The sequence below is a fragment of the Pseudarthrobacter sp. NCCP-2145 genome (assembly GCF_023708005.1).
Taxonomy (GTDB): domain Bacteria; phylum Actinomycetota; class Actinomycetes; order Actinomycetales; family Micrococcaceae; genus Arthrobacter; species Arthrobacter oxydans.
In genome coordinates this window covers 58,847-81,533 of record NZ_BRCG01000021.1, presented here as the reverse complement: position 1 = coordinate 81,533, position 22,687 = coordinate 58,847, and the positions used below count along the sequence as shown (strand labels likewise).

At 67.2% G+C, this 22,687-nt stretch carries 24 protein-coding genes and 1 pseudogene; 20 read left to right on the top strand and 5 right to left on the bottom strand.

Translation table 11 applies throughout. The annotated features are described in order from the left end of the window. Positions 1-83, bottom strand: a pseudogene (locus tag NFU08_RS21040) (hypothetical protein); the annotation flags it as partial. 46 nt (positions 84-129) lie between these two features. On the opposite strand from NFU08_RS21040, the gene NFU08_RS16890 reads away from it, so the two are divergent. Continuing rightward, the gene (locus NFU08_RS16890; RefSeq protein ID WP_251424777.1) at positions 130-615 is read left to right on the top strand and encodes a nucleoside deaminase; all 486 of its coding nucleotides are present in this window, start codon (positions 130-132) and stop codon (positions 613-615) included. 2 nt (positions 616-617) lie between these two features. Further along, a complete protein-coding gene (trxA, locus tag NFU08_RS16885) occupies positions 618-1,055 on the top strand; it encodes a thioredoxin (RefSeq protein WP_174178788.1) in 438 nt (145 codons plus the stop codon). A gap of 44 nt (positions 1,056-1,099) precedes the next feature. On the opposite strand, the gene NFU08_RS16880 is transcribed toward trxA, so the two are convergent. Then, positions 1,100-2,281 carry a pyridoxal phosphate-dependent aminotransferase gene (locus tag NFU08_RS16880; RefSeq protein WP_174178786.1) on the bottom strand — a complete coding sequence of 394 codons (1,182 nt, stop codon included), beginning with the start codon at positions 2,279-2,281 and terminating at the stop codon, positions 1,100-1,102. A gap of 93 nt (positions 2,282-2,374) precedes the next feature. On the opposite strand from NFU08_RS16880, the gene truB reads away from it, so the two are divergent. The 12 genes from truB (at position 2,375) to NFU08_RS16820 (ending at position 14,117) form a co-directional block, all read left to right on the top strand. Continuing rightward, positions 2,375-3,313 carry a tRNA pseudouridine(55) synthase TruB gene (gene truB / locus NFU08_RS16875; protein WP_174178784.1) on the top strand — a complete coding sequence of 313 codons (939 nt, stop codon included), beginning with the start codon at positions 2,375-2,377 and terminating at the stop codon, positions 3,311-3,313. A 2-nt stretch (positions 3,314-3,315) separates the two neighbouring features. Then, positions 3,316-3,669 (top strand): hypothetical protein, encoded by a 354-nt coding sequence (locus tag NFU08_RS16870; RefSeq protein ID WP_174178782.1) that lies wholly within the window; start codon positions 3,316-3,318, stop codon positions 3,667-3,669. A gap of 19 nt (positions 3,670-3,688) precedes the next feature. After that, positions 3,689-4,147, top strand: coding sequence for a hypothetical protein (locus NFU08_RS16865; RefSeq protein WP_174178907.1), 459 nt, complete (start codon positions 3,689-3,691; stop codon positions 4,145-4,147). A gap of 252 nt (positions 4,148-4,399) precedes the next feature. Then, the gene (locus NFU08_RS16860; RefSeq protein ID WP_174178780.1) at positions 4,400-5,431 is read left to right on the top strand and encodes a TerC family protein; all 1,032 of its coding nucleotides are present in this window, start codon (positions 4,400-4,402) and stop codon (positions 5,429-5,431) included. Between the two features lie 22 nt (positions 5,432-5,453). Then, positions 5,454-5,825: a winged helix-turn-helix domain-containing protein gene (locus NFU08_RS16855; protein WP_174178778.1), complete on the top strand. Its 372-nt coding sequence runs from the start codon at positions 5,454-5,456 to the stop codon at positions 5,823-5,825. 121 nt (positions 5,826-5,946) lie between these two features. Continuing rightward, positions 5,947-6,930: a bifunctional riboflavin kinase/FAD synthetase gene (locus tag NFU08_RS16850; RefSeq protein WP_174178776.1), complete on the top strand. Its 984-nt coding sequence runs from the start codon at positions 5,947-5,949 to the stop codon at positions 6,928-6,930. 27 nt (positions 6,931-6,957) lie between these two features. Next, positions 6,958-7,812 carry a tryptophan 2,3-dioxygenase gene (gene kynA, locus NFU08_RS16845; RefSeq protein WP_174178774.1) on the top strand — a complete coding sequence of 285 codons (855 nt, stop codon included), beginning with the start codon at positions 6,958-6,960 and terminating at the stop codon, positions 7,810-7,812. Beyond that, entirely contained in the window at positions 7,809-9,095 is a 1,287-nt protein-coding gene (gene kynU, locus NFU08_RS16840; protein WP_174178772.1) for a kynureninase, read from the top strand. The genes kynA and kynU overlap by 4 nt, the downstream gene beginning before the upstream one ends. A 184-nt stretch (positions 9,096-9,279) precedes the next feature. After that, complete coding sequence (gene rpsO, locus NFU08_RS16835) at positions 9,280-9,549, top strand: 30S ribosomal protein S15 (RefSeq protein WP_013600532.1); 270 nt, start codon at positions 9,280-9,282, stop codon at positions 9,547-9,549. Positions 9,550-9,791: 242 nt separating this feature from the next. Then, the gene (locus NFU08_RS16830; RefSeq protein WP_174178905.1) at positions 9,792-12,053 is read left to right on the top strand and encodes a polyribonucleotide nucleotidyltransferase; all 2,262 of its coding nucleotides are present in this window, start codon (positions 9,792-9,794) and stop codon (positions 12,051-12,053) included. A gap of 125 nt (positions 12,054-12,178) precedes the next feature. Next, on the top strand, positions 12,179-13,522 hold the full coding sequence (locus NFU08_RS16825) for a pitrilysin family protein (protein WP_251424775.1): 1,344 nt from the start codon (positions 12,179-12,181) through the stop codon (positions 13,520-13,522). 70 nt (positions 13,523-13,592) lie between these two features. Further along, positions 13,593-14,117 (top strand): DUF1579 family protein, encoded by a 525-nt coding sequence (locus NFU08_RS16820; protein WP_251424773.1) that lies wholly within the window; start codon positions 13,593-13,595, stop codon positions 14,115-14,117. Positions 14,118-14,155: 38 nt separating this feature from the next. Here the strand turns inward: NFU08_RS16820 and NFU08_RS16815 are convergent, their stop codons facing one another. The 3 genes from NFU08_RS16815 to moaA all read right to left on the bottom strand — a co-directional run bounded on the left by NFU08_RS16815 (position 14,156) and on the right by moaA (position 17,288). After that, the gene (locus NFU08_RS16815) at positions 14,156-15,820 is read right to left on the bottom strand and encodes an HNH endonuclease signature motif containing protein (protein WP_251424771.1); all 1,665 of its coding nucleotides are present in this window, start codon (positions 15,818-15,820) and stop codon (positions 14,156-14,158) included. Positions 15,821-15,888: 68 nt separating this feature from the next. Beyond that, on the bottom strand, positions 15,889-16,155 hold the full coding sequence (locus tag NFU08_RS16810; protein WP_174180401.1) for a MoaD/ThiS family protein: 267 nt from the start codon (positions 16,153-16,155) through the stop codon (positions 15,889-15,891). A 5-nt stretch (positions 16,156-16,160) separates the two neighbouring features. Continuing rightward, entirely contained in the window at positions 16,161-17,288 is a 1,128-nt protein-coding gene (gene moaA, locus NFU08_RS16805) for a GTP 3',8-cyclase MoaA (RefSeq protein WP_251424769.1), read from the bottom strand. 84 nt (positions 17,289-17,372) lie between these two features. Between moaA and NFU08_RS16800 the strand changes: the two genes are divergently transcribed. The 6 genes from NFU08_RS16800 to dapB all read left to right on the top strand — a co-directional run bounded on the left by NFU08_RS16800 (position 17,373) and on the right by dapB (position 22,684). Further along, a complete protein-coding gene (locus NFU08_RS16800) occupies positions 17,373-18,998 on the top strand; it encodes a molybdopterin-dependent oxidoreductase (RefSeq protein ID WP_397426047.1) in 1,626 nt (541 codons plus the stop codon). Positions 18,999-19,021: 23 nt separating this feature from the next. Beyond that, on the top strand, positions 19,022-20,317 hold the full coding sequence (gene glp / locus NFU08_RS16795; protein WP_251424767.1) for a gephyrin-like molybdotransferase Glp: 1,296 nt from the start codon (positions 19,022-19,024) through the stop codon (positions 20,315-20,317). Beyond that, entirely contained in the window at positions 20,305-20,799 is a 495-nt protein-coding gene (moaC, locus tag NFU08_RS16790) for a cyclic pyranopterin monophosphate synthase MoaC (RefSeq protein WP_251424765.1), read from the top strand. The genes glp and moaC overlap by 13 nt, the downstream gene beginning before the upstream one ends. After that, positions 20,796-21,326, top strand: a complete 531-nt coding sequence (locus tag NFU08_RS16785) for a molybdenum cofactor biosynthesis protein B (protein ID WP_174180391.1) — start codon at positions 20,796-20,798, stop codon at positions 21,324-21,326. Before moaC ends, NFU08_RS16785 begins: the two co-directional genes overlap by 4 nt. After that, positions 21,316-21,807 carry a molybdenum cofactor biosynthesis protein MoaE gene (locus NFU08_RS16780; protein ID WP_174180389.1) on the top strand — a complete coding sequence of 164 codons (492 nt, stop codon included), beginning with the start codon at positions 21,316-21,318 and terminating at the stop codon, positions 21,805-21,807. Before NFU08_RS16785 ends, NFU08_RS16780 begins: the two co-directional genes overlap by 11 nt. Before the next feature lie 106 nt (positions 21,808-21,913). Beyond that, on the top strand, positions 21,914-22,684 hold the full coding sequence (gene dapB / locus NFU08_RS16775; protein ID WP_174180387.1) for a 4-hydroxy-tetrahydrodipicolinate reductase: 771 nt from the start codon (positions 21,914-21,916) through the stop codon (positions 22,682-22,684). Positions 22,685-22,687 lie beyond the last annotated feature (3 nt).

The following is a 22,687-nucleotide window of genomic DNA, read 5'->3' as shown; positions in this document are numbered from 1 at the left end:
TTCACCCGTCTGGACCCGATCAAAGCCAAAAACAACGCCATCAAAAAGCTCAACAACCTCGGCTTCAACGTCACCATAACCCCCGCTACCGCAGCCTGACAGCCATCACCTTCGTATTAGGATCTAGCTATGAACGAGCCGAATGACACGGACCACACCGCGAAGTACCTCGAGCAGGCCGTGGAGCTGGCCACCCGGAACGTCGGCGCAGGAGGAGGACCGTTCGGCGCGCTGGTGGTGACCGCCGACGGGCGGGTGCATGAAGGCGTCAACCGCGTAACCCTGGACAACGATCCCACCGCCCACGCCGAAGTGGTGGCCATCCGCGCCGCAGCAACGGCCATAGCCAACTATGACCTGCAGGGAGCGGTCCTCTATGCCAGCTGCGAGCCCTGCCCGCTGTGCCTGGCGTCCGCACTGTGGGCAAGGATCGACCGCGTCTACTTTGCCGCGGACCGCCACGGCGCCGCAGCCGCAGGTTTCGACGACGCAGTTTTCTACGAGTACTTCGACGGGACCCGGCCGGAACTGTTGCCCGTCACCCGAAGCGACATCCCGTCGTCGCACGCGCCGTTCCAGGCGTGGCGGGACTTCGCGGGCAGGAAGGAATACTAGGAATGGAACCCGCACTCACCTCCTGTCCGGCCTGCGGCAAGACCAACAGGGTCCCGGCCCAGGCGGCAGGCAGGCCCCGCTGCGGCAGCTGCAAGGCGGAACTGCCCTGGATCGTGGCCGCGGGGGATGCGGACTTCGCGGCCGTCGCGGAGCAGTCACCCGTTCCCGTGCTCGTGGACTTCTGGGCTGCCTGGTGCGGCCCCTGCCGCATGGTGAGCCCGGTGCTGGACAAGCTGGCCCGGGAACGGCCCGGCCGGATCAAGCTCGTCAAGGTGGATGTGGACAAGTCGCCGGGCCTGTCGCGGAGGTTCGACGTCCAGGCGATTCCCACGCTGATGGTGATGGTTGACGGGAAAGTGGCCGCCCGCCAGGCAGGGGCGGCCCCCGCGGAGGTACTCCGTTCCTGGCTGGACGGTGCGCTGGCGGGACGGGCAAACTAACTGCGCGCCTACGGCAACCGGCCTGCCCGGCCAGACCAGCTGAACTAACCCTGCCCGGTCCGGCCCGGCAGCCGGCCCAGCCCCTCCACGAGATCCTCCTGCCGTCCGCACAGGGCCACCCGGACCCACCCTTCGCCGATGGAACCGAAGGCCGTTCCCGGCGCCAGGGCAACGCCCGAGTCTGCAAGGAACCGCCGCACCCACCCGCGGACGTCCCCGCCGGTGGCATGGGAGACATCCGCCCACAGATAGAACGCCCCCTGCGCCTTAAGGTAGGGAATTCCCTTGGCGTCCAGGACGGCGGCCGCCGCATCGCGGTTTGCCAGGTAATGCCCGTGCGCGTGCTGCACATAGTCCTGCGGCCCGGTCAGGGCAGCGAGTGCAGCGTACTGGGACGGTGAAGCGACGCAGGAGACAATCGCCTCCATCACATTGTCCATTTTCTGCTTGATGCCGGGCGGGCAGATCAGCGCGCCGATGCGCAGCCCGGTGAGCCCGTAGGTCTTGGACAAGGTCAGGGAGGTGAAGACGCGCGCGTCACCCGGCGCATCGCCGTCGAACCTTGCGGGGCTGACGTGCGGCACATCGTAGGTGAAAGCCTCATAGCATTCGTCGGAGATGACCCAGAGGTCGTGACGGCGGGCCAGATCCATCAATTCCCGGGTCAGGTCCTCGCCCAGCACGGCGCCGAGCGGGTTGGAGGGGGAGTTCAGGACCAGTACCCGCGTGCGGTCAGTGACGAGCGCCTCGATGTCCGCGGGCCGGGGCTGGAAGCCGTGGTCCGGGTAGAGCGGGTAGCCCACGGGGACGGCGTTCAGCAACCGGGCGGTCATCGCAAAGGTGGGGTAGCCGGGGTTGGGGACCAGGATTTCGTCGCCGGGGGAGAGCAGCAGGCTCATGGCAAAGTGCAGGCCCTGCTGGGCGCCGTCCACCACGTACACCCGGTCGGCGCCGATGCTGTCGATGCTGCCGCGGCTGGTGCCGGCGCGTTCGCGAAACCGCGCCGCGAAGGCTTCCCGCAGGGCCGGGAGGCCGGCGTTCGGAGTGTAATTGGTCTCATCCCGGTCCAGGCATGCCATGGCTGCTTCCAGCACATGCCGGGGGACCGGAAAGCCAGGCTCGCCGATGCTGAGGACCAGGGCGCCGGGGGTGCGCCACGCGGCCTCGGTGATTTCGCGGATCTGGTTGACGGGCACGTCGCGGACATGGGCGGCAAGCTCAGGCATGCCTGCCATCCTAGCTGGCGGTGGAAGTGCCTCCGGAGTGCCGGTGCCCGGGCGTGGGCAGGGGCCGGGACCAGCGCCGATATACTGGGAGGCGTGCTTTCTGGACTGGTGATAGTGGACAAGCCGCAGGGATGGACCAGCCATGATGTGGTTGGCCGGATGCGGCGCCTCGCAGGTACCCGGAAAGTAGGGCACGCCGGAACGCTTGACCCCATGGCCACCGGCGTCCTGGTGGTGGGCATCAACAAGGCAACCCGGCTGCTCACCTACATCGTGGGCACCTCCAAGACCTACACCGCCACCATCCGCCTGGGCCAGTCCACCGTGACGGACGACGCCGAAGGCGACGTCATTGCCACGGCCGGCACGTCCGGGGTCAGTGAGCAGGGAATCCACGACGGCGTTGCGGCCTTGACGGGCGACATCCAGCAGGTGCCCAGCAGCGTCAGCGCCATCAAGGTCAACGGGGAACGCGCCTACGCGCGCGTGCGGTCCGGTGAAGACGTGAAACTTGCCGCCCGCCCTGTCACCATCCACAGGTTCGAGGTGCACGCCATCCGGCGGGACCCCGAGGCAGACGTCGTGGACCTGGACGTCACCGTTGAATGCTCCTCCGGCACGTACATCCGCGCCCTCGCCCGGGATTTGGGCAACGCGCTGGGAGTGGGCGGACACCTCACCGCGCTCCGCAGGACCCACGTGGGCCCCTACTCCCTGGACCAGGCCCGCACCCTGGACCAGCTGGCCGAAGAGCTCAACGTCCTGGAAATGTCGCAGGCTGCCCGGGCCCTGATGCCCAACCGCGAGCTCAGCGCAGAAGAAACCACCGAGATCTCCTTTGGCCGGCGCATCGCGGCCGGCGCCGCCCCCGGAAGCCCAGCCGCTGCCACCGCCGACCACCCCGCAGCCGCTTTCGCGCCGGACGGAAGCCTGGTGGCACTGTTGGCCGATGCGGGCAGCTTCGCCAAACCCGTGCTGGTGTTCGCCCCCGGCAACGGCGCCCCGCCGGTCCGCAACACGGGGGAGGGGTGACGGTGGACGCGTATTTCTACATCATCCTGGTGGTCGGACTCCTGTCCACGGCGGTGTGCCTTGCGGCGGGCATCCTTCGGAAGGCGCCGAACGATGTCACGATCTTGTCCGTCGCCGCGGTGGAGGTCGCGCTCCTCGTCTACCTGGTGGGATCCGTCATCCGGGTGGTTGCCGGCGAGCCCATCGCCGGCGAGGCATGGGAGTTCTGGGGCTACCTTGTCACCGCCATGCTCCTGCCCCCTGCCGCCGTCTACTGGTCCATCCTGGAACGGACCAGATGGAGCAACTTTGTCCTGGCCGCCGTCGGCGTTACCGCGCTGGTCATGGCGGCCCGAATGAACCAGATCTGGTACTGAAGTGGAAGAAGCACCCAACGTGAAAGACCAGCACACCACAACCACCGGGCCCGACCACGCGGGCAGCAGCGCCTCGAACAGCCGGAACACCGGTCCTGGGCGGCTGCTGATCGCCGTCTACGCCGTCTTTGCGATTTCCGCCTCGGCGAGGGCGGGCTACCAGATCCTCACCAAGTTCTCCGAGGCGCCGCTCGCGTACCTTCTGTCCGCCTTCGCCGCCGTTGTGTACGTTGTGGCCACCGTCTCACTGGCACGGGCCGGAAGCACCTGGTTCAAGGTTTCGGTTGCCGCGGTGCTGGTGGAACTTGTCGGGGTGCTGGTGGTGGGCGCCCTGAGCCTCTTCGACCCCGTCCAGTTCCCGCATGAAACCGTCTGGTCCCTGTTTGGCCGCGGCTATGCCTTCATCCCCCTGCTGCTGCCCATCCTGGGGCTAGTGTGGCTGTACCGCCGCCGCCCGGGTGCGCGGGCCGCTGCCTGAGGCACATCTTCCCACCAGGCCGCGGCCGCTGACGGCTCCTGTAACGGCGCCTGCAAGTGCGGCTGGAAAATTGTGCCGGAACCCTTGTCCGAAAACATGAAGTATGCTTCACTGTTTCGTGTGGAGGGGAGTATCCCCCGAATGCCTCGTCGTCAGTCCGGCCGCCCCTGAGCGGCCCGGCGGGGCAGGCTCCCGCCGGGGGCCGGGAAAGACCTCCAGTTGGTACATCTGACTGGAAGCAGGTTCCCACTGATGAACGTTCCCCTATGGGCCTGGCTGGCCGTACTTCTCTTCATCGTCCTGATGCTTGCCCTTGACCTCTTCGCGCACCGCAAAGCCCATGTGATCGGGGTGCGGGAGGCAGCACTATGGTCCGCGGTCTGGGTGGCCTTCGGAGTCGGCTTCGGCGTGCTGGTGTGGCAGGTCTACGGCGCCGAGTATGGCCAGCAATACTTTGCCGGTTACCTCATCGAGAAGTCCCTTGCCGTGGACAACGTCTTTATCTGGGCCATCATCTTCACCTACTTCGCGGTACCCCGGGAATACCAGCACCGCGTCCTCTTCTTCGGTGTCCTGGGCGCCCTGGTGTTCCGTGGCATCTTCATCGCCGCCGGCGCCGCCATCATCGCCAGTGCCGGCTGGGTGCTGTATATCTTCGCCGCGTTCCTGCTCGTCACCGGATACCGGATGATCCGGCACCGGGACGACCACCTGGACCCGGAAAAGTCCCGGGCGTTGAAGCTGTTCCGCCGGCACGTACCCATGACCAATGATTTCCACGGGCAACGGTTCCTCATCCGGCGTGGCGGCGTCCTCCTGGCCACCCCGCTGCTGGCGGTCCTGGTCCTCGTCGAGGTCACGGACATTATCTTCGCCGTCGACTCCATCCCTGCGATCTTCGCCGTCACCGATGACGTGTTCCTGGTATTCACCGCTAACGCCTTCGCCATCCTGGGCCTCCGTGCCATGTACTTCCTCCTGGCGGACCTCATCCACCGGTTCATCTACCTCAAGACCGGCCTGGCGCTCGTCCTGATCTGGGTGGGCATCAAGATGTTCCTGAAGATCGACATCTACTACATCCCCACGCCGATTTCCCTTGCCGTCATTGCCGCGATCCTCCTCGTGTCAGTGGCAGCAAGCCTGTGGGCAACCCGGGGCCAGGGGCGCCGGCCGCTTCCCACGCCGGAGCGTGCACCGTTCGGAACCGCATCACCTGAGGAAATGCGTGCCCTGGAACCGTTGTGGCGGCGCGGGGTGCCAAGCAGGGCCGACCACCCATGACACCAGGAACGACGGAGCATCCATGACAGCTGAGCGTTCCGGCGGAAGCGGCCTGGAAGCTTCACGTCCAGGCGGGCCCGCCCGGCCCGCCTGGACGTTCCTCACCAACCACGGGCACGTCCTGCTGTCCGTGGCAGGGGATCCGGACATCCTGGTGGCAGACATCGCCGAGCGGGTGGGTATCACCACCCGGGCCGCCCTCCAGATCCTCAAGGACCTCGAAAGTGCGGGCTACCTCCAGCGGGCGAGGGTGGGCCGCAGGACCCACTACACCATCCGCCCGCATCAGCATTTCCGGCATCCCGCAACTGCCGCGCAGGAAGTGGACGGCCTGCTCCGCCTGTTTGCCGCACCGGCTCCGGACGAGGGGCCGGCAGCGGCGGCGGAACAATAACAGCCCGGACCCCGCCCTTCCCGTCGTCCGGGCGGGCTCCCGAATGCAGGTAATCTTAGAGAGTTCCGCGGCCGGTACCAGGCCCGAACATTGATACTTGCAAGCGGTTAAGGCGAGGGTGATGGTCTACATCTGGAACGATCCGTCCGAGGTCCCGGCGGACTTCGGCCCATCTGTTGTCACCATCGGGAACTTCGACGGCGTTCACCGGGGACACCAGCAGGTGCTGTCCGAACTGATCCGCACGGCCCGGATCACAAGGTCCAAAGCCGTTGTGGTCACCTTCGACCCGCACCCGGCACAGGTCCACCGTCCCGAGTCCGCGCCTGAACTGATCATGGGGCTGCAGGACAAGCTGGAGGCGCTGGGGGAGTTGGGCCTGGACGCCATCCTGGTCATGAAGTATTCGCTTGACCTGGCCAGCCTCACCCCCGAGGAATTCGTGGAGCAGTACCTGGTGGACTGCCTGCATGCCGGCCATGTTGTGATCGGCCACGATGTACGCTTCGGCCGCGGCAATTCAGGGGACCTGGACACCATGAAGCAGCTCGGCCGGAAGTTCGGGTTTGAGGTGCAGGTGATCAGCGAGTTCGGCTCCGAGGGCTACCCCCTGCATGACGACGACGGCACGGACCGCCGCTGTTCCTCCACCTGGGTGCGGGAAGCCCTGCAGGAGGGTGACGTTGCCACGGCGTCCGCTGTCCTGGGACGCCCGCACCGGATGCGCGGCGAGGTTGTGCACGGCGCCGCCCGCGGCCGTGCGCTCGGTTTCCCCACCGCCAACCTGGCCAGCAACGCCAGCGGACTGATTCCTGCCGACGGCATTTACGCGGGCTGGCTGGTGGACCAGGCAGGGACCCGGTGGCCGGCGGCCATCTCAGTGGGCTCAAACCCCACGTTCGACGGCGTCAGCCGCCAGGTGGAAGCCCATGTGATCGACCGGCCCAAAGAGGACGTGGAAGACTTCGATCTGTACGGCCAGACAGTAGTTGTGGAATTCGTTGCCCGCCTCCGGGGCATGGTGGCCTACCGTGGGCCTGAAGCACTCGTGGAGCAGATGCGCCTGGACGTCGTCCAGGCACACGAGCTGCTGGCCAGGCGCTAGGGGCGCCCACCAGGGAAAGGCAGCACCGTGTCCGTCGAAAAGAACACCCGGAAGCTGGACAAGGGCATTGTCCGCGACTTCAGTTCGCGGATGAGCTACTCCTCCTACCTCCAGCTGCCAACCCTCCTCAGCGCGCAGCAGCCGGTCAGCGAGCCCGAGCACCACGATGAGATGCTTTTCATCATCCAGCACCAGACCACGGAGCTGTGGCTCAAGCTGGTCCTGCATGAACTGCGCAGCGCGGCGGCCTGGCTGCGGGCCGATGACCTCGGATCAGCGCTGAAGGGCATTGCCCGGGTCAAGCACATCCAGAAGACCCTGACCGAACAGTGGTCGGTCCTGGCAACGCTGACCCCCACCGAGTACTCCCAGTTCCGCGGCTTCCTGGGCAACTCCTCGGGCTTCCAGTCGAGCCAGTACCGGGCCGTGGAGTTCGTGCTGGGCAACAAGAACCGCAAGATGCTCCCGGTGTTCGAGTCGGACCCGGATGCCCACGCCATGCTGGAGGAACTGCTGGCAGCCCCCAGCATCTATGACGAATTCCTGGGCTACCTCGCCCGGCAGGGCTTCGACGTTCCGGCGTCGGTCCTCCAGCGGGACGTGACCAGGGCCCACGAGTACACGCCGGCCCTGGTGCCACTCTTCAAGCACATCTACGAGAACGCCGCAGCCAACTGGGGCGCGTACGAGGCCTGCGAGGAACTGGTGGACCTTGAGGACAATTTCCAGCTGTGGCGGTTCCGGCACCTCCGGACGGTACAGCGGACTATCGGCATGAAGGCGGGCACCGGCGGCTCGAGCGGCGCGGCCTTCCTGCAGAAGGCGCTGGAACTGACGTTCTTCCCTGAACTGTTCGCAGTCCGGACGGAAATCGGCCAATGAGCACGCACCAGGGGGCGCTCCGCCCGGGCACCAACCACCAGCCGGTCCACGGGAAGGCGGCCATCACTTTGCAGCAGCGCGCGGAAGAGCTGGACAGCCATGATCCGCTGGCCCACTACCGCCACCACTTCATCGGCTCGGACACCCCGGTGTCCTACCTGGACGGCAACTCCCTGGGCCGGCCCCTCAAGCGGACCGCCGACGACGTCGCCGCCTTCATCCGCGACGACTGGGGCGGCCGCCTCATCCGCAGCTGGGATGAACGATGGCTCGCGATGCCCCAGGCCATCGGTGACCAGCTGGGCCGGGCAGTGCTGGGAGCGGCTCCCGGCCAGACCATCATTGCGGACTCCACCACCGTGGTGCTGTACAAGCTGATCCGTGCCGCCCTCGCCGCGGTGGCCGACCCAGACCGCAACGAGCTGGTCCTGGACACCGAAAACTTTCCCACGGACCGCTACCTGGTGGAGGGCATAGCGCTGGAGGAGGGACTCACCCTCCGCTGGATCCAGGCGGATCCGGCCGCCGGGGTCACCGTTGACCAGGTGCGCGAGGCAACCGGCCCGCGCACCGCCGTCGTCCTCCTCAGCCAGATCGCCTACCGTTCCGGCCACCTGGCGGACCTTCCCGCCATCACGGCCGCAGTGCACGACGCCGGCGCACTGGTGGTGTGGGACCTGTGCCATTCCGCGGGGTCGGTGGAGATCGGGCTGGACGATGCGGGCGTGGACTTCGCCGCCGGCTGCACCTACAAATACCTCAACGGGGGACCGGGGTCGCCGGCTTTTGCCTATGTTAACCACCGGCACCTGCCGTCGCTCAACCAGCCGATCTGGGGGTGGATGGGCCGCAAGGACGCCTTTGAGATGGCTGCAGGATATGAGCCGGCCGCCGGGATCCGGGGCTTCCTCAGCGGAACGCCCGCCATCTTCGGAATGATCGCCATGCAGGGCACCCTGGACCTGATCGAGGAAGCGTCCATGGCTGCCATCCGGGAGAAATCGGAGAAGCTGACAGCCTTCGCCGTCGAGGTTTTTGACGTCCTGCTGGCTCCCCTCGGGGCGGAGCTGGCAACGCCGCGGGATCCCGCCCGGCGGGGCAGCCACATCACGGTGGACCACGCGGAGTTTACCAAGGCAACAGTGGAGGCGCTCTGGGACGGGGACGTCATTCCGGACTTCCGTGCTCCGCACGGCATTCGCGTGGGCCTCTCTCCGCTGAGCACCAGTTTCCGGGAGGTCCTGCAGGGCATGGAGGCCATGCGGAAGCGCCTCCAGGCATAGCGCGGGCACTGTTTCGACAAGATTAGGCACCGGCCGGTAAACTGAACGATGGATCCGGCTGCAGTCCGTGGCGGCTGGTTCCTGTTGCGTACGGCGCTGACCGGTTTCCGGTTGCCAGCCGCGGCAGCAGACCCGGCAGTGAAGTACTGACCTGGGCCCTCACGGCACATCCCAAGGAGATATTGTGGCACTTGACGCCGCTGTAAAGCAGTCCATCATCAAGGAATACGCAACCGGCGAAGGTGACACCGGTTCACCCGAGGTCCAGGTTGCTGTCCTGACCCAGCGGATCAAGGATCTGACTGAGCACATGAAGGAGCACAAGCACGACTACCACACCCAGCGCGGTCTGCTGGCCATGGTTGGTCGTCGCAAGCGCATGCTGAGCTACCTCAAGAAGACTGACATCGCCCGCTACCGTTCGCTCATCGAGCGCCTCGGCCTGCGCCGCTAGTCACACTTTGGGGCGGCCCTTTCCTCCGTGGAACGGGCCGCCTTCTTCACCTGAATAACTAAACAGGAGGATCAACCGCATCACGCATTCGCGGTCCTCGGTAGTGATCCCCGGGAACGGCTTCCTTGACGGAAGCCCCGGCCCGTGGGTCTCGATCGATGACCGGGTGCAGGGCCAGTAGACAGATGCTGGCTGGGTTGATGCGGCTGGACTTCCGTAAAACAGAAACGGAGGTGACTCTCTTGGAGGGTCCCGAAATCCAGTTCTCAGAAGCAGTCATTGACAACGGCCGATTCGGCAAGCGGGTCATCCGCTTTGAAACCGGCCGCCTTGCCAAGCAGGCAGCCGGCGCGGCAATGGTGTACATCGACGACGACACCGCACTGCTGTCCGCCACCACCGCGGGCAAGCATCCGCGTGAAGGCTTCGACTTCTTCCCGCTGACGGTCGACGTCGAAGAGCGCATGTACGCTGCCGGCCGCATCCCGGGCTCGTTCTTCCGCCGCGAAGGACGCCCGTCCACCGAAGCCATCCTGGCCTGCCGCCTGATGGACCGCCCGCTGCGCCCCGCCTTCATCAAGGGCCTGCGCAACGAGGTCCAGATCGTGGTGACCGTGCTGGCCATCAACCCCGACGAGCTCTACGACGTGGTGGCCATCAACGCCTCCTCCATGTCCACCCAGCTCTCCGGCCTGCCGTTCTCCGGGCCCATCGGCGGCGTCCGCGTTGCCCTGGTTGCCGACGAAAACGGTTCACAGTGGGTTGCTTTCCCCAAGCACTCCCAGCTGGAAAACTCCGTGTTCAACATGGTTGTTGCCGGCCGTATCGCCGGTGACGACGTCGCCATCATGATGGTGGAAGCCGAAGCCACGGACAACTCCTGGAACCTCATCAAGGAACAGGGCGCCACCGCCCCCACCGAAGAGGTTGTCTCCGAGGGCCTTGAGGCTGCGAAGCCGTTCATCAAGGCACTGTGCGACGCCCAGGCCGACCTCGCCGCGCGTGCAGCCAAGCCGACCGTCGAGTTCCCGGTCTTCCTCGACTACGAGGACGACGTCTACGCCGCCGTTGAGGCCGCTGCGGCCGAGAAGCTCACCGCTGTCTTCCAGATCGCTGACAAGCAGGAGCGCGACAACGCTTCGGACGCCCTGAAGGACGAGGTCACCTCTTCACTGGCCGGCCAGTTCGAAGGCCGCGAGAAGGAGCTGTCCGCAGCGTTCCGCTCGGTCACCAAGCACGTTGTGCGCCAGCGCATCCTCAAGGACCAGATCCGCATCGACGGCCGTGGCCTGACGGACATCCGCCAGCTCACCGCCGAGGTTGAGGTCCTGCCGCGCGTCCACGGCTCGGCCATCTTCGAACGCGGCGAGACCCAGATCATGGGTGTCACCACGCTTAACATGCTGAAGATGGAACAGCAGATCGACTCGCTGTCACCGGTCAAGACCAAGCGCTACATGCACAACTACAACTTCCCGCCGTACTCCACCGGCGAGACCGGCCGCGTGGGCTCGCCCAAGCGCCGAGAAATCGGCCACGGCGCCCTGGCCGAGCGCGCGCTCGTGCCGGTCCTGCCGTCCCGCGAGGAGTTCCCGTACGCCATCCGCCAGGTGTCCGAGGCTCTCAGCTCCAACGGTTCGACGTCGATGGGTTCCGTCTGCGCCTCCACCCTGTCCATGCTGAACGCCGGTGTGCCCCTCAAGGCCGCCGTCGCCGGTATCGCCATGGGCCTGGTGTCCGACCAGGTTGACGGCCAGACCCGCTACGCGGCCCTGACCGACATCCTCGGTGCCGAAGATGCCTTCGGCGACATGGACTTCAAGGTTGCCGGCACGTCCGAGTTCGTCACGGCCATCCAGCTCGACACCAAGCTCGACGGCATCCCCGCATCAGTGCTGGCAGCAGCCCTGAAGCAGGCCCGCGAAGCCCGCCTGCACATCCTCGAGGTCATCGACTCCGCCATTGACACCCCGGACGAGCTCTCCGAGTTCGCGCCGCGCGTCATCGCAGTGAAGATCCCCGTGGACAAGATCGGCGAGGTCATCGGCCCCAAGGGCAAGATGATCAACCAGATCCAGGAAGACACCGGCGCCGACATCTCCATCGAGGACGACGGCACGGTCTACATTGGCGCCACCAACGGTCCGTCTGCCGAGGCCGCACGCTCCGCCATCAACGCCATCGCCAACCCGCAGGTCCCGGAAATCGGCGAGCGCTACCTTGGTACGGTCGTCAAGACCACCACCTTCGGTGCCTTCGTTTCGCTGACCCCGGGCAAGGACGGCCTCCTGCACATCTCCGAGCTCCGCAAGCTGGCCAACGGCAAGCGCGTGGACAATGTCGAGGACGTCGTCTCCGTCGGCCAGAAGGTCCAGGTGGAAATCACCAAGATCGACGACCGTGGAAAGCTCTCCCTCGCCCCCGTAGTTGCCGAGGAAGAAGGCGCCGCGGCCGAGACCGAGCGTGCCCACGCCACGGAACCTGCTGAAGGCGCTGACGTCTAGCATTCCGCCTTGCGGGCACGGCCTGCAGGTTGAAGTATGAATCGGCGGGGCCGGTGGATGATCCACCGGCCCCGCCGCTGTTACGATGGCAGCCAGATCCCGGCTGCCCCTTTTGAAAGGCCTCAATGACTGTTGTACCCCTGCCGCTTGAGCAGAACCACCCCGGCGACACCCTGGTCCACGGTTCCGACGGCGGCTCCGAAGTCCGGCGCTCGGTGCTGCCCGGGGGAGTGCGGGTACTCACCGAGGCGATGCCTGGGCAGCGGTCGGCCACCATTGGTTTCTGGGTGGGCGTCGGTTCACGGGATGAGGCACCGGGACAGCACGGCTCCACCCACTTCCTGGAACACCTCCTGTTCAAGGGCACCAGGCGCCGGACGGCGCTGGAGATCGCTTCGGCCTTCGACGAGGTGGGCGGCGAGTCAAACGCCGCTACGGCCAAGGAGAGCACGTGCTACTTCGCGCGGGTCCTGGATACGGACCTGCCCATGGCTATCGACGTCATCGCGGACATGATCACCGGAGCCGTCCTGGACCCCGCTGAGATGGAGCAGGAGCGCGACGTCATCCTGGAGGAAATCGCGATGGACAGCGACGACCCCACCGACGTCGCCCATGAGCACTTTGTGGCGGCCGTGCTTGGCAGCCACCCCCTGGGCCGCCCCATCGGCGGCACCCCGGACGCCATCAGGGCCGTGGCCCGCGACTCGGTCTGGGAACACTACCAGCGGTACTACCGCCCGGATGAGCTGGTCATCACCGCAGCCGGAGGACTGGACCACGACGTCGTCTGCAACCTCGTGGTGGATGCCCTCGAGTCGGCCGGCTGGTCGCTGGAGTCCGATGCCGCACCGGTGGAACGCCGGTCCACCGACCGTGCCCTCATCACGGGAACGGCGGGCCTGCACGTGGTCAAGCGCGCCGTGGAACAGGCCAACATCATCATGGGCTGCCCCACCATCGTGGCCACGGACGAAAGGCGCTACGTCATGAGCGTCCTGAATGCCGTGCTGGGCGGGGGCATGTCCTCACGGCTGTTCCAGGAGATCCGGGAGAAGCGCGGGCTCGTGTACTCCACGTATTCCTTCGCATCCTCCTATGCGGACGCCGGCTATTTCGGCATGTACGCCGGGTGCACACCGTCGAAGGTACGCCAGGTGCTGGAGTTGCTGGCCGTTGAGCTGGACAAACTGGCGGAGCACGGAATCTCCGACGACGAGCTCCGCAAGGCCGTGGGCCAGCTGGGTGGCGGAATCGTGCTGGCCCTGGAGGACACCGGTTCCCGGATGTCCCGGCTGGGCCGCGCCGAGCTCGTCTCCGGCGAATACCAGGACATCGACGAAACGCTTCGGCTGATCAAGGCTGTCACCGCCGAACAGGTCCAGGAACTGGCGGCCGAACTGGCTGCTGCACCCCGGACCGTGACCGTGGTGGGACCGTTCGAGGAGACTGAAACTTTCGGCTTCTGATCTCCGGGGCCCAGGCTTAGGATGAACCCGTGAAGGGCAGGCCACTGCCCGGGCTAGGGGAGGACGAAACATGGACCGGCCCCGCACCGATCATGGCCACCCGGCCCTGGCGAACCTGCTGGGCCGGTGGCGGGGGACCACACGGCTCGAGTCCGGCCCCTGGGGCGCGGAACGGACCGTGGACGCCGAAATGACGTTCACCCTGGTTGCCGGAGGCTCGGCCGTGGTGCAGAGCTACCGTCACACAGAATCGGATGGAAGCCACTTCGAGGGCCACGGCATCTTCACGGTCGATCCCGTCCGCCGGGATGTCCTTTGGTACTACGTCGACAACGTGAGCCCCGGCCCGGACGCTCCTGCGCGGTGCACCTGGCATGGCGGGGACCTGCAGATGGAGCGCCACACCGGAGCGGGTTCCATCCGCCACACCCTGCGAGTCAGAGACGGAGTCCTCCTGGACGTCGCTGAACTCCGCCGGGATGACTCTGCCGGTGCGGATCTTCGCATCCGAAGCGCAGCTGACGGGGCAGCGGCCTCCTACAAACCCTTCATGACTTCCCGGTACAGCCGTGATCCCGGCGTGCCGGCTGTGTGACTCCCCGCGCCGTGGACTGGAATGCCGGACGCCCGGTCCTACGTTGGTGCGGCTGTCACCACGTGCCCGGTCAGGGCCAGCATCAGGTAGAACTCCCCAAACACATCCTGCGGGAGGTCGCACTCGGCTACGCCCGGGTCTTCCGGAGTCTCGAATTCCGGCAGGTCCACCAGGGGCGGATCATCCCCGGCAGTTTCGGGAGCACCGTCCAGATCTGCATTGGCCGGGTAGGGGGCATGGCCTGCCAGCCCGCTGTCGCCCTGCCCGACGCGGTCGCTGTACCCCAGCGTCAGATGCTCCGGCCAGTGGGGTGGTTCCCAGTCCTGGTGTTCGCTTTTGTAGTGGCGACCGGTGGGTGAGGTCCAGCCGGGTGGTTGGTTTTTGGTGGCTGGTGTTGGTGTCCAGCCGCTGGTGTGCCGGAGTTTGTGGTGTTTCGGGCAGGGCTGTCCCAGGTTGCTGATCCCGGTGGTCCCGCCGTGGTGCCAGGCGAGGAGGTGGTCTGCCTCGTTATCCAAAGACGGGTTGCTGCAGCCGGGGAACGGGCACTGGCCGTCGCGAAGCCGGAGCCAATTCCGCATCGCCTTGGTCACCCGGTAGCTGCTCCTGCCGATCTCCAACGGCGCCCCGTCCCGCGGATCGACCAGGACCCGGTGGAACGAATCAGCACCGTTAGCGACCAGGTCCCGCGCCATCGAGGCCGGGATGGGTCCAAAGCCGTCCAGCATGGCTGGCTCGTCGGTTACTCCCATGAGGGAGAGGACTGGCACGGTGACGAGGACCTGCGCCCGGATCGACGAAGACGGGGTGGTATACGTTCCGACACCTGCACCGGTGCTGGTGTCTGCAGGAATGCTGGGACTGTCGGTACTCCCGCGACTGCTGCTGGTATTGGTGCCGCTGGTGAGGATGGCTTCGGCGAAGGTGTCGGCGCGGAGTTGGGTGAGGGTGCGGGCCTCGTGGGGGCCTTGCATTCCCCGGGAGAGGGCGTTGAGCCGGTTCCAGCCTGCCATGGCCTGGTCGGCGGGGAGGCAGGCCGAGAGCCAGGCCATGCCGTCCTGGTCAGGCCGGTATTCGACCCGCCGGTCCGCCGCGGCCTTGGTATGGCGTTTCCCGATGGATTCGGTGTGGTGGCGTTCACGCCAGGTCCGGGCTTTGTGCCGGAGCCGGTGCGCCGGCATCTCCCCGATCGTGGCTGCGGCGGCTGGCCGTGGTGTGTCCGGGTCCAGGAAGTGGGCTTCCAAGGCGGCGACCCCGGCCGGGTCCAGGGTTGCGGCCTCGTCCACCATGACCCGGGCGTGCTGCCACGAGATCGTCCCGGCGTGCAGGGCCGCGAGGGTCAGCGGCAGGGTGCTGGTCAGCGCGTGGGATACGGACAGGAACGCGCTGGCGGCCCGCGGCCCGAGGGCCAGCACGCACCCGATCTCCGCGGCCACAGCCATTTCCTGTGCCTGCACCGGCATCCCGGGAGGGGCCAGGGCGTGGGCGGTGTCGGCGTACTTCATGGCAGCGCGGGCCTTCAGGCCTGCAAGCCCGGCTTCGGCCTCCCTGGCGCCGGCGAGGATGTCCAGGCTCCCGTCCGCCAGCCCGGCCAACGGATCGGCAGCAGAGAACGGCTCCGAACCGCACCCGTCCACCTCCGCGTTGAGCACGGCAAGGGCGGCCCTGATATCCGCAAACGCCGTCTCCACCGCTTCCCTGCCCATAAACCCATCATGCCAAGGGGGTCCGACAATGAGGGACAGAACAGGCGGACCGGCCGGGTAGGCGTTCCTTACCCCCCGGCGAAAGGTGGCAAGACGTCCACGACGTCGCCGGCTTTTAACACAACTGAGTGGTCACGCACCGCCACTTCGTTGAGCAGGAAGCTGCTCCGGGAGAGGATGCGGGGAAGCGGGGGAGTGCCGGCCGGAGGTTCAGGGCGCTCCACGGCCAGCACGGCCTCCAAAAGGTCAGCCACGGTGGCGCCCTCCGCGAGGTGGAAGCTCTCTTCGTCCAGGCCGGCAGCAGCGCGTGCGGCAGCGAAGTAACGTACGTCCAAGAGATTCAGCCCCCGATGGCGCTCATGCTGCGATCCGGCTGGACGAAGTCCGGAGCATCAAGTCCCACGTGGTCCATACCGTGGGCCTTCGGCTTAAGCCACATTGCGTCCTGCCAGCGCTGGGCGAGGGCTGCGTCGCCGGCACCCGAGCGCAGCAGTCCCAGCAGATCGAACTCCTCGCGGGAAAAGAGGCAGCTCATGATCTTGCCCTCTGCCGTGATCCGGGTCCGGCGGCAGTCGGAGCAGAAGGGTTCCGTCACGGACGCAATGATTCCCACGGTTCCCAGCACCGGACCGGACCCGGCATCGGAGCCCGCCGTCCGGCGTCGTACTTCAAAACGTTCCGCAGGCGCACCATCACGGGCCCGGGGATCGGCGCTGAGGACAAAGTCCTCGGAGAGCAGCCGGCGGATCTCGGCAGCCGTAATCATGTTCCGCCGTGTCCAGCCGTGGTCGGCATCCAGCGGCATCTGCTCGATGAAGCGAAGTTCGTAGCCGCGGCCGAGCGCCCAGTCCAGCAACGATGGCGCCTCGGCGTCGTTGATTCCACGCATCAGCACCGCATTGAGCTTGACCGGCCCAAGCCCCGCGGCCCACGCGGCATCCACGCCCGCCAGTACCTGGTCCAGGAACGGCCGGCGGGTCAGCTGGGTGAAGGTTTCCTCGTGCAGCGAGTCAAGGGACACGTTGATACGGGTCAGTCCGGCGGCCTTCAGGGCGGCCGCCTTCTTCGCCAGGCCAACGCCATTGGTGGTCATAGAGATCGGCAGGTCCGGGTGGTTGCTGCGCAGGGCGGAAATGATGTCCACGAGGTCGTGCCGGACCAGCGGCTCGCCGCCGGTCAGCCGCAGCTCGCGGACTCCCAGCTGCCCGACCCCAATGCCCACGATGCGGACGATCTCCTCCGCGGTCATCACGGCCTGCTTGGAAAGCCACTCCAGACCCTCTGCCGGCATGCAGTAGGTGCAGCGCAAGTTGCATTTGTCAGTCAGGGACAGCCTCATGTCCGTCGCCCTGCGGCCATACCGGTCTGCGAGCCCGGCCGGCGCATTCCCGGGGCGTGCGGCCGGAACTGACGGCAGGGGTGCGTCTGCTTCCCCCCGTGGCTGCGGCATGCCTAGCTGGACACTCATGAATTCAGGCTACGCCACCTTGGGGCGCACATCACACACGGTGCGGATCGGAGGACGCAACACATTCCCGGCAGGGCCGGCGCCATGCGTATTCCGCGAACCTATGCTGGAGGGGTGAGCAGCTCCGAGCCAGGGCAGGCAACGCCATCAGGGCAGGCAACGCACGACGGCGGGCCGCGGCACCCTCCGCGGGCCGCAGCAGCTGCCGGCGTCGTCGCAGTGGGGAGCGCCGCCGTGCTGGGAGAACTGCTGGCCGGATTCTTCAGTCCATCGCTGTCACCCGTCACCGCTGTTGGCGGAGCGGTGATCGACGCCGTTCCCCCGGGCGTCAAGGACTGGGCGGTAGCGGCGTTCGGCACCGCGGACAAGGCGGCCCTCCTCGTGGGCATGGGCCTGGTGATGGCTGCACTGGCGGCCCTGGCAGGAATCCTGGAATACCGGAAGCGCTTTGCCGGCGCGGCGCTGACCGGCATCTTCGGCACGGTGGGCCTGGCCGCCGTCCTGACCCGGGCCCAGGCCAGTGCCAACGCCGCAGTGCTGGCCGTGCTCACCGCCGTCGTCGCCGTACTTCTGCTCAGGTTCCTCATTCGCAGGCTCCAGGAATGGGAGACCCACCCGCTGGAGCCTGCCCCCGGTGCCCCGCCGCGCCGCCGTTTCCTGCAGGCGCTGGCCGGGGGAGCGGTGTTTACGGCGGCAGGAGGCCTGCTGGCGGGACTCTGGCGTGGTGCTGCAGCCGTCGCCAGCGAGGCCCGGAGCCGCGTGACCTTGCCCGTTCCCGCATCACCGGCACCGGCCATACCCGGCGACGCCGAGGCCGGAGTGGACGGCATGCAGCCGCTTGTCACCCCCAACAAAGACTTCTACCGCATCGACACCGCCCTGACGGTTCCCGCCGTGGACCCTGCCACGTGGGTCCTCAAAGTCACAGGGCTGGTGGACCGCGAGGTGGAACTGACCTTCGCCGACCTCCTGGCCAAACCCCTGACCGAGCGCCACATCACCATCGCCTGCGTGTCCAACAACGTGGGCGGAGACCTCATCGGCAACGCCCGCTGGCTCGGCTGGCCCGTCCGCGAACTGCTGGCACTGGCCGGACCCAGGACCGGCGCGGACATGGTGCTGTCAAGAAGTGCCGACGGCTGGACGGCCGGTACGCCGCTTGAGGTACTCAGCGACGGCAGGGACGCCCTGCTCGCCGTCGCCATGAACGGCGAACCGCTGCCCCTGGAGCACGGCTTCCCCGTCAGGCTGGTGGTGCCCGGGCTGTACGGGTACGTCTCGGCCACCAAGTGGGTCACGGAGCTGAAAGTCACCCGGTTCGCGGACGACGTTGCCTACTGGACGCCGCGGGGCTGGTCCGAGCGCGGGCCCATCAAGACCTCTTCGAGGATCGACGTGCCCCGCCCCGGAAGGCAGATGAAGGCCGGGACAGTCATGTTCGGCGGTGTCGCCTGGGCGCAGCACACCGGCATCGGCACCGTAGAGCTGCGGCTGAACCGCGGACCCTGGCGCCAGGCAGACCTGGCCCAAGGCATCTCGGTGGACACCTGGTACCAGTGGAAACTGGGCGTGGAGCTGACGGAGGGCCAGTACGAAGTCCAGGTCCGTGCCACGGACCTCGCGGGACGCGCCCAGGACGAGCGGAGCCGGCCAGTTGTCCCGGACGGAGCCACCGGGCTCCACACGATTAGAGTGGACGTGACACCCTGAACGCTCGACCTGAAGGCGGAACCATGGCCAGCCCGCAACCGCATGGAACGTCTGCAGAGGCGGAGCGCCGGACGGAGCACCAGCGGCATCACGCACAGCACCAGGCGAGGTCCGTGGCAGACCATGCAGCCGCCGTCACTGCGTTGCTGGAGCCTTTGCACTCGGTGCACCGGACGGAAACGTTGCCCCTTGCAGATGCCCTGGGCCGCGGCCTGGTGGCGGACGTGCGTGCCGCCCTCAGCCTGCCGCCTTTCGCCAACTCCCAAATGGACGGCTATGCCATACGTTCCGTAGACGTGCCCGACGGCGGCGCAGAGCTGGGCATCATGCCTCCCGTCCCAGCGGGCGCAAGCCCTGCACCACTCCAACCCGGCATGGCTGCCCCGATCATGACCGGAGCCATGCTGCCGGCGGGGGCTGACGCCGTCGTCCCTATCGAGCGGGCCGTTCCGGACCGCTTCCTGCCAGCCGCCGCCCAGGCCAAGGAACACGCCACCGTGTGGCTGCCGCCGGCAGCGGCAGGCACGTTTGTCCGCGCTGCAGGTAGCGACGTGCAGGCCGGAGCCACGGCCCTGGCGGCGGGCACCTTCCTTGGCCCGGCCCAGCTGGGACTCCTGGCCGCGCTGGGCATCCCGGACGTGACGGTGTACCAAGCCGTGACCATCCTGCTGGTCACCACCGGCGACGAAGTGGTGGAGCCCGGCCGTGAGCTCCCGCCCGGCAAGATCTTCGACTCCAACGGGACCCTCCTGGAAGCCGCCATGAAACAGGCAGGACTGCACGTCCGCCGTGCTGGCATCGCCACGGACAACCCGGACGCGCTCAGGACGCTGCTGCGGGAAGAACGTGCCGGAACGGACCTGATCGTGACCACCGGCGGGGTCAGCCAAGGCGCGTACGAAGTGGTCCGGCAGGCCATGGCGGACCAGCCGGTCGAGTTCCTGCATGTGGCCATGCAGCCGGGCGGGCCGCAGGGGATCGGCACCTTCGAAGGACGTCCCTTCCTCGGGTTCCCCGGCAACCCGGTCAGCTGCCTCGTGTCCTTTGAAATGTTCCTCCGCCCCGTCCTCGCCGCCCTGCTGGGCGCCCCAGCGCCCCGCCTGCCGGTCCGCGCCCGGCTCAGCCAGCCGCTCACCTCGCCCGGGCACAAGCACCAGGTCCGCCGCGGCACCCTCAAAGCGGACGGAACCGTGGAACTGCAGGGTGGCGAAAGCTCACACCTCATGCACGCGCTGGCAGGCTCCAACGTGCTGGTCCATGTTCCGGAAGGAGTGGCCGTGCTCGCGGCAGGGGCGGAGGTGGAAGTATGGATGCTGTGAATGCAGAACAGACCCCGGCCGCGCTGACGCACCTGCGCCAGGACGGCAGCGCCCAGATGGTGGACGTCTCCGCCAAAGCCGAAACCACCCGTGAGGCCACAGCCACCGCTACGGTCCGCACCACCGCAGAGGTCATGGGCCTGCTCGGCTCGGGCGGCCTGCCCAAGGGGGACGCCCTGGCCGTGGCACGGGTGGCCGGGATCATGGCCGCCAAAAAGACCCCCGAACTGATTCCGCTGTGCCATCCGCTTCCCCTGTCCAAGGTCACCGTGGACTTCGAGCTGGCACCGGAGGCCGTCTCCATCCTGGCCACCGTCAAGACGCGCGGCGTTACCGGTGTGGAGATGGAAGCACTCACGGCGGCCTCGGTGGCGGCGCTCAGCGTTTACGACATGGTCAAGGCGGTGGACAAGCACGCCGTCCTCACCGACATCAAGGTGCTGGCCAAAAGCGGCGGCAAGAGCGGGGACTGGACACTGTGAGCAGCCCCGGCACCCTGAATGCCCCCGACCCCCACAGCCACGGCGACGTGCAGGGCAGGAAGGCAGGCGTCGTCATTGCCTCCACCCGTGCTGCGGCCGGGATCTACGACGACGAAACCGGGCCCGTCATCACCGACTGGCTCACGGAACACGGGTTTGACGTGTTTCCCGCCATGGTGGTTCCCGACGGCGAGCCGGTAGGAGCAGCCATCCGTGCCCTCCTGACCCAGCGCCCCGCCGTCGTCATCACCAGCGGCGGCACGGGCCTCAGCCCGGACGACCGGACCCCCGACGTCACCCTCCCGCTGCTGGACCGCGAAATTCCCGGCATCATGGAAGCGGTCCGCCGTGCCGGAGCCGCGAAAACCCCGCTGGCGGCGCTCAGCCGTGGTTATGCCGGTGCAGCCGGGACCACGTTCATCATCAACCTGCCCGGATCACCCAAGGGAGTCATGGACGGGCTGACCGTCCTTGACCCGGTGATCGGGCACCTTTGCGACCAGCTGGAAGGCGGACATGGGCACTGAAGCAGCATTCGAGGTAGTCAACGCCGTGCTGAGCGCGGAACCCATCTCCGTCGACCAGGCCATCGCCGCGGTGGAAAGTGACACAGCCGGTGCGGTGGTGAGCTTCAGCGGCGTGGTGCGCAATCACGACGGCGGCAAGGCGGTTGAGCGGCTCAGCTACAGTGCGCACCCCACGGCCCACCAGGTGATGGCCGACGTCGTGGCCCGCCTTGCAGCCGAACAGCAGGCTGCCCGCGGCAGCGGCGAAGGCGAAGGCGGCACCGGCCCGTTGCCGCAGCCCGTGCGGATCTGGGCAGCGCACCGGATCGGCATGCTGGAAATCGGTGATCCCGCGCTGGTGTGCGCCGTGTCCGCGGCCCACCGCGGGCAGGCCTTTGCGGTGTGTGCGGAACTGGTGGACAGGATCAAGGAGCAGGTGCCCATCTGGAAGGAACAGTTCTTCGCTGACGGCACCGTGGAATGGGTGGGTGCGGGCAGCTGACGCTGCTGCTGCGGTTCCGCTGCCGCCATAGCCGGCACTGTTCCTGCGAGGTAACGGACAGTCCCCGGTTCCCCTGCCTCCCTGCCCCGCCGGTAGGGTTAACGGCATGACCGAACAACTCTCCGATCCCAAGCTGGTGGCCGTCCTGGGCGCCAATGGCCGCATGGGCGCCGAAGCCGTAAAAGCCGTTGAAGCCGCACCCGACATGAAACTCGTTGCGGCCCTGGGGCGGGGTGATTCGCTGGACAAAATCACCGCTGCCGGCGCCCGGTACGTTGTGGACCTGACCGTTCCGGAAAGCACCGAAGCGAACGTCCGCTTCGCCGTCGAGCATGGCATCCACGCCGTGGTGGGCACCACCGGCTGGGATGCCGACCGCCTTGCCGGGCTGGAGAGCCTGCTGGCCGGCCACCCGGAGACGGGCGTCCTGATCGCCCCGAACTTTGCCCTTGGTTCGGTGCTCGCCTCGGCCTTTGCCGCCAAAGCATCCAAGTACTTTGAATCCGTGGAGATCATTGAGCTCCACCACCCGGACAAGGTGGATGCCCCCTCCGGCACCGCGGTCCGTACCGCGCAGCTGATCGCGGCCGAACGCAACGCCGCAGAGGTGCCGCCCAGCCCGGATGCCACCACCAGTGAGCTGGCGGGAGCGCGTGGCTGCGAGGTTGACGGCATCCGGGTCCACAGCGTCCGCCTCCGAGGACTGGTGGCACACCAGGAAGTCCTGCTGGGCGGTTCCGGTGAGCAGCTGACCCTGCGCCACGACTCCTTTGACCGTGCCTCCTTCATGCCGGGCGTGCTTCTTGGCGTGCGCAACGTGGCTGCCCACCCCGGGCTGACGGTGGGCCTGGACGGCTACCTGGACCTGGGGTTCTAGGCC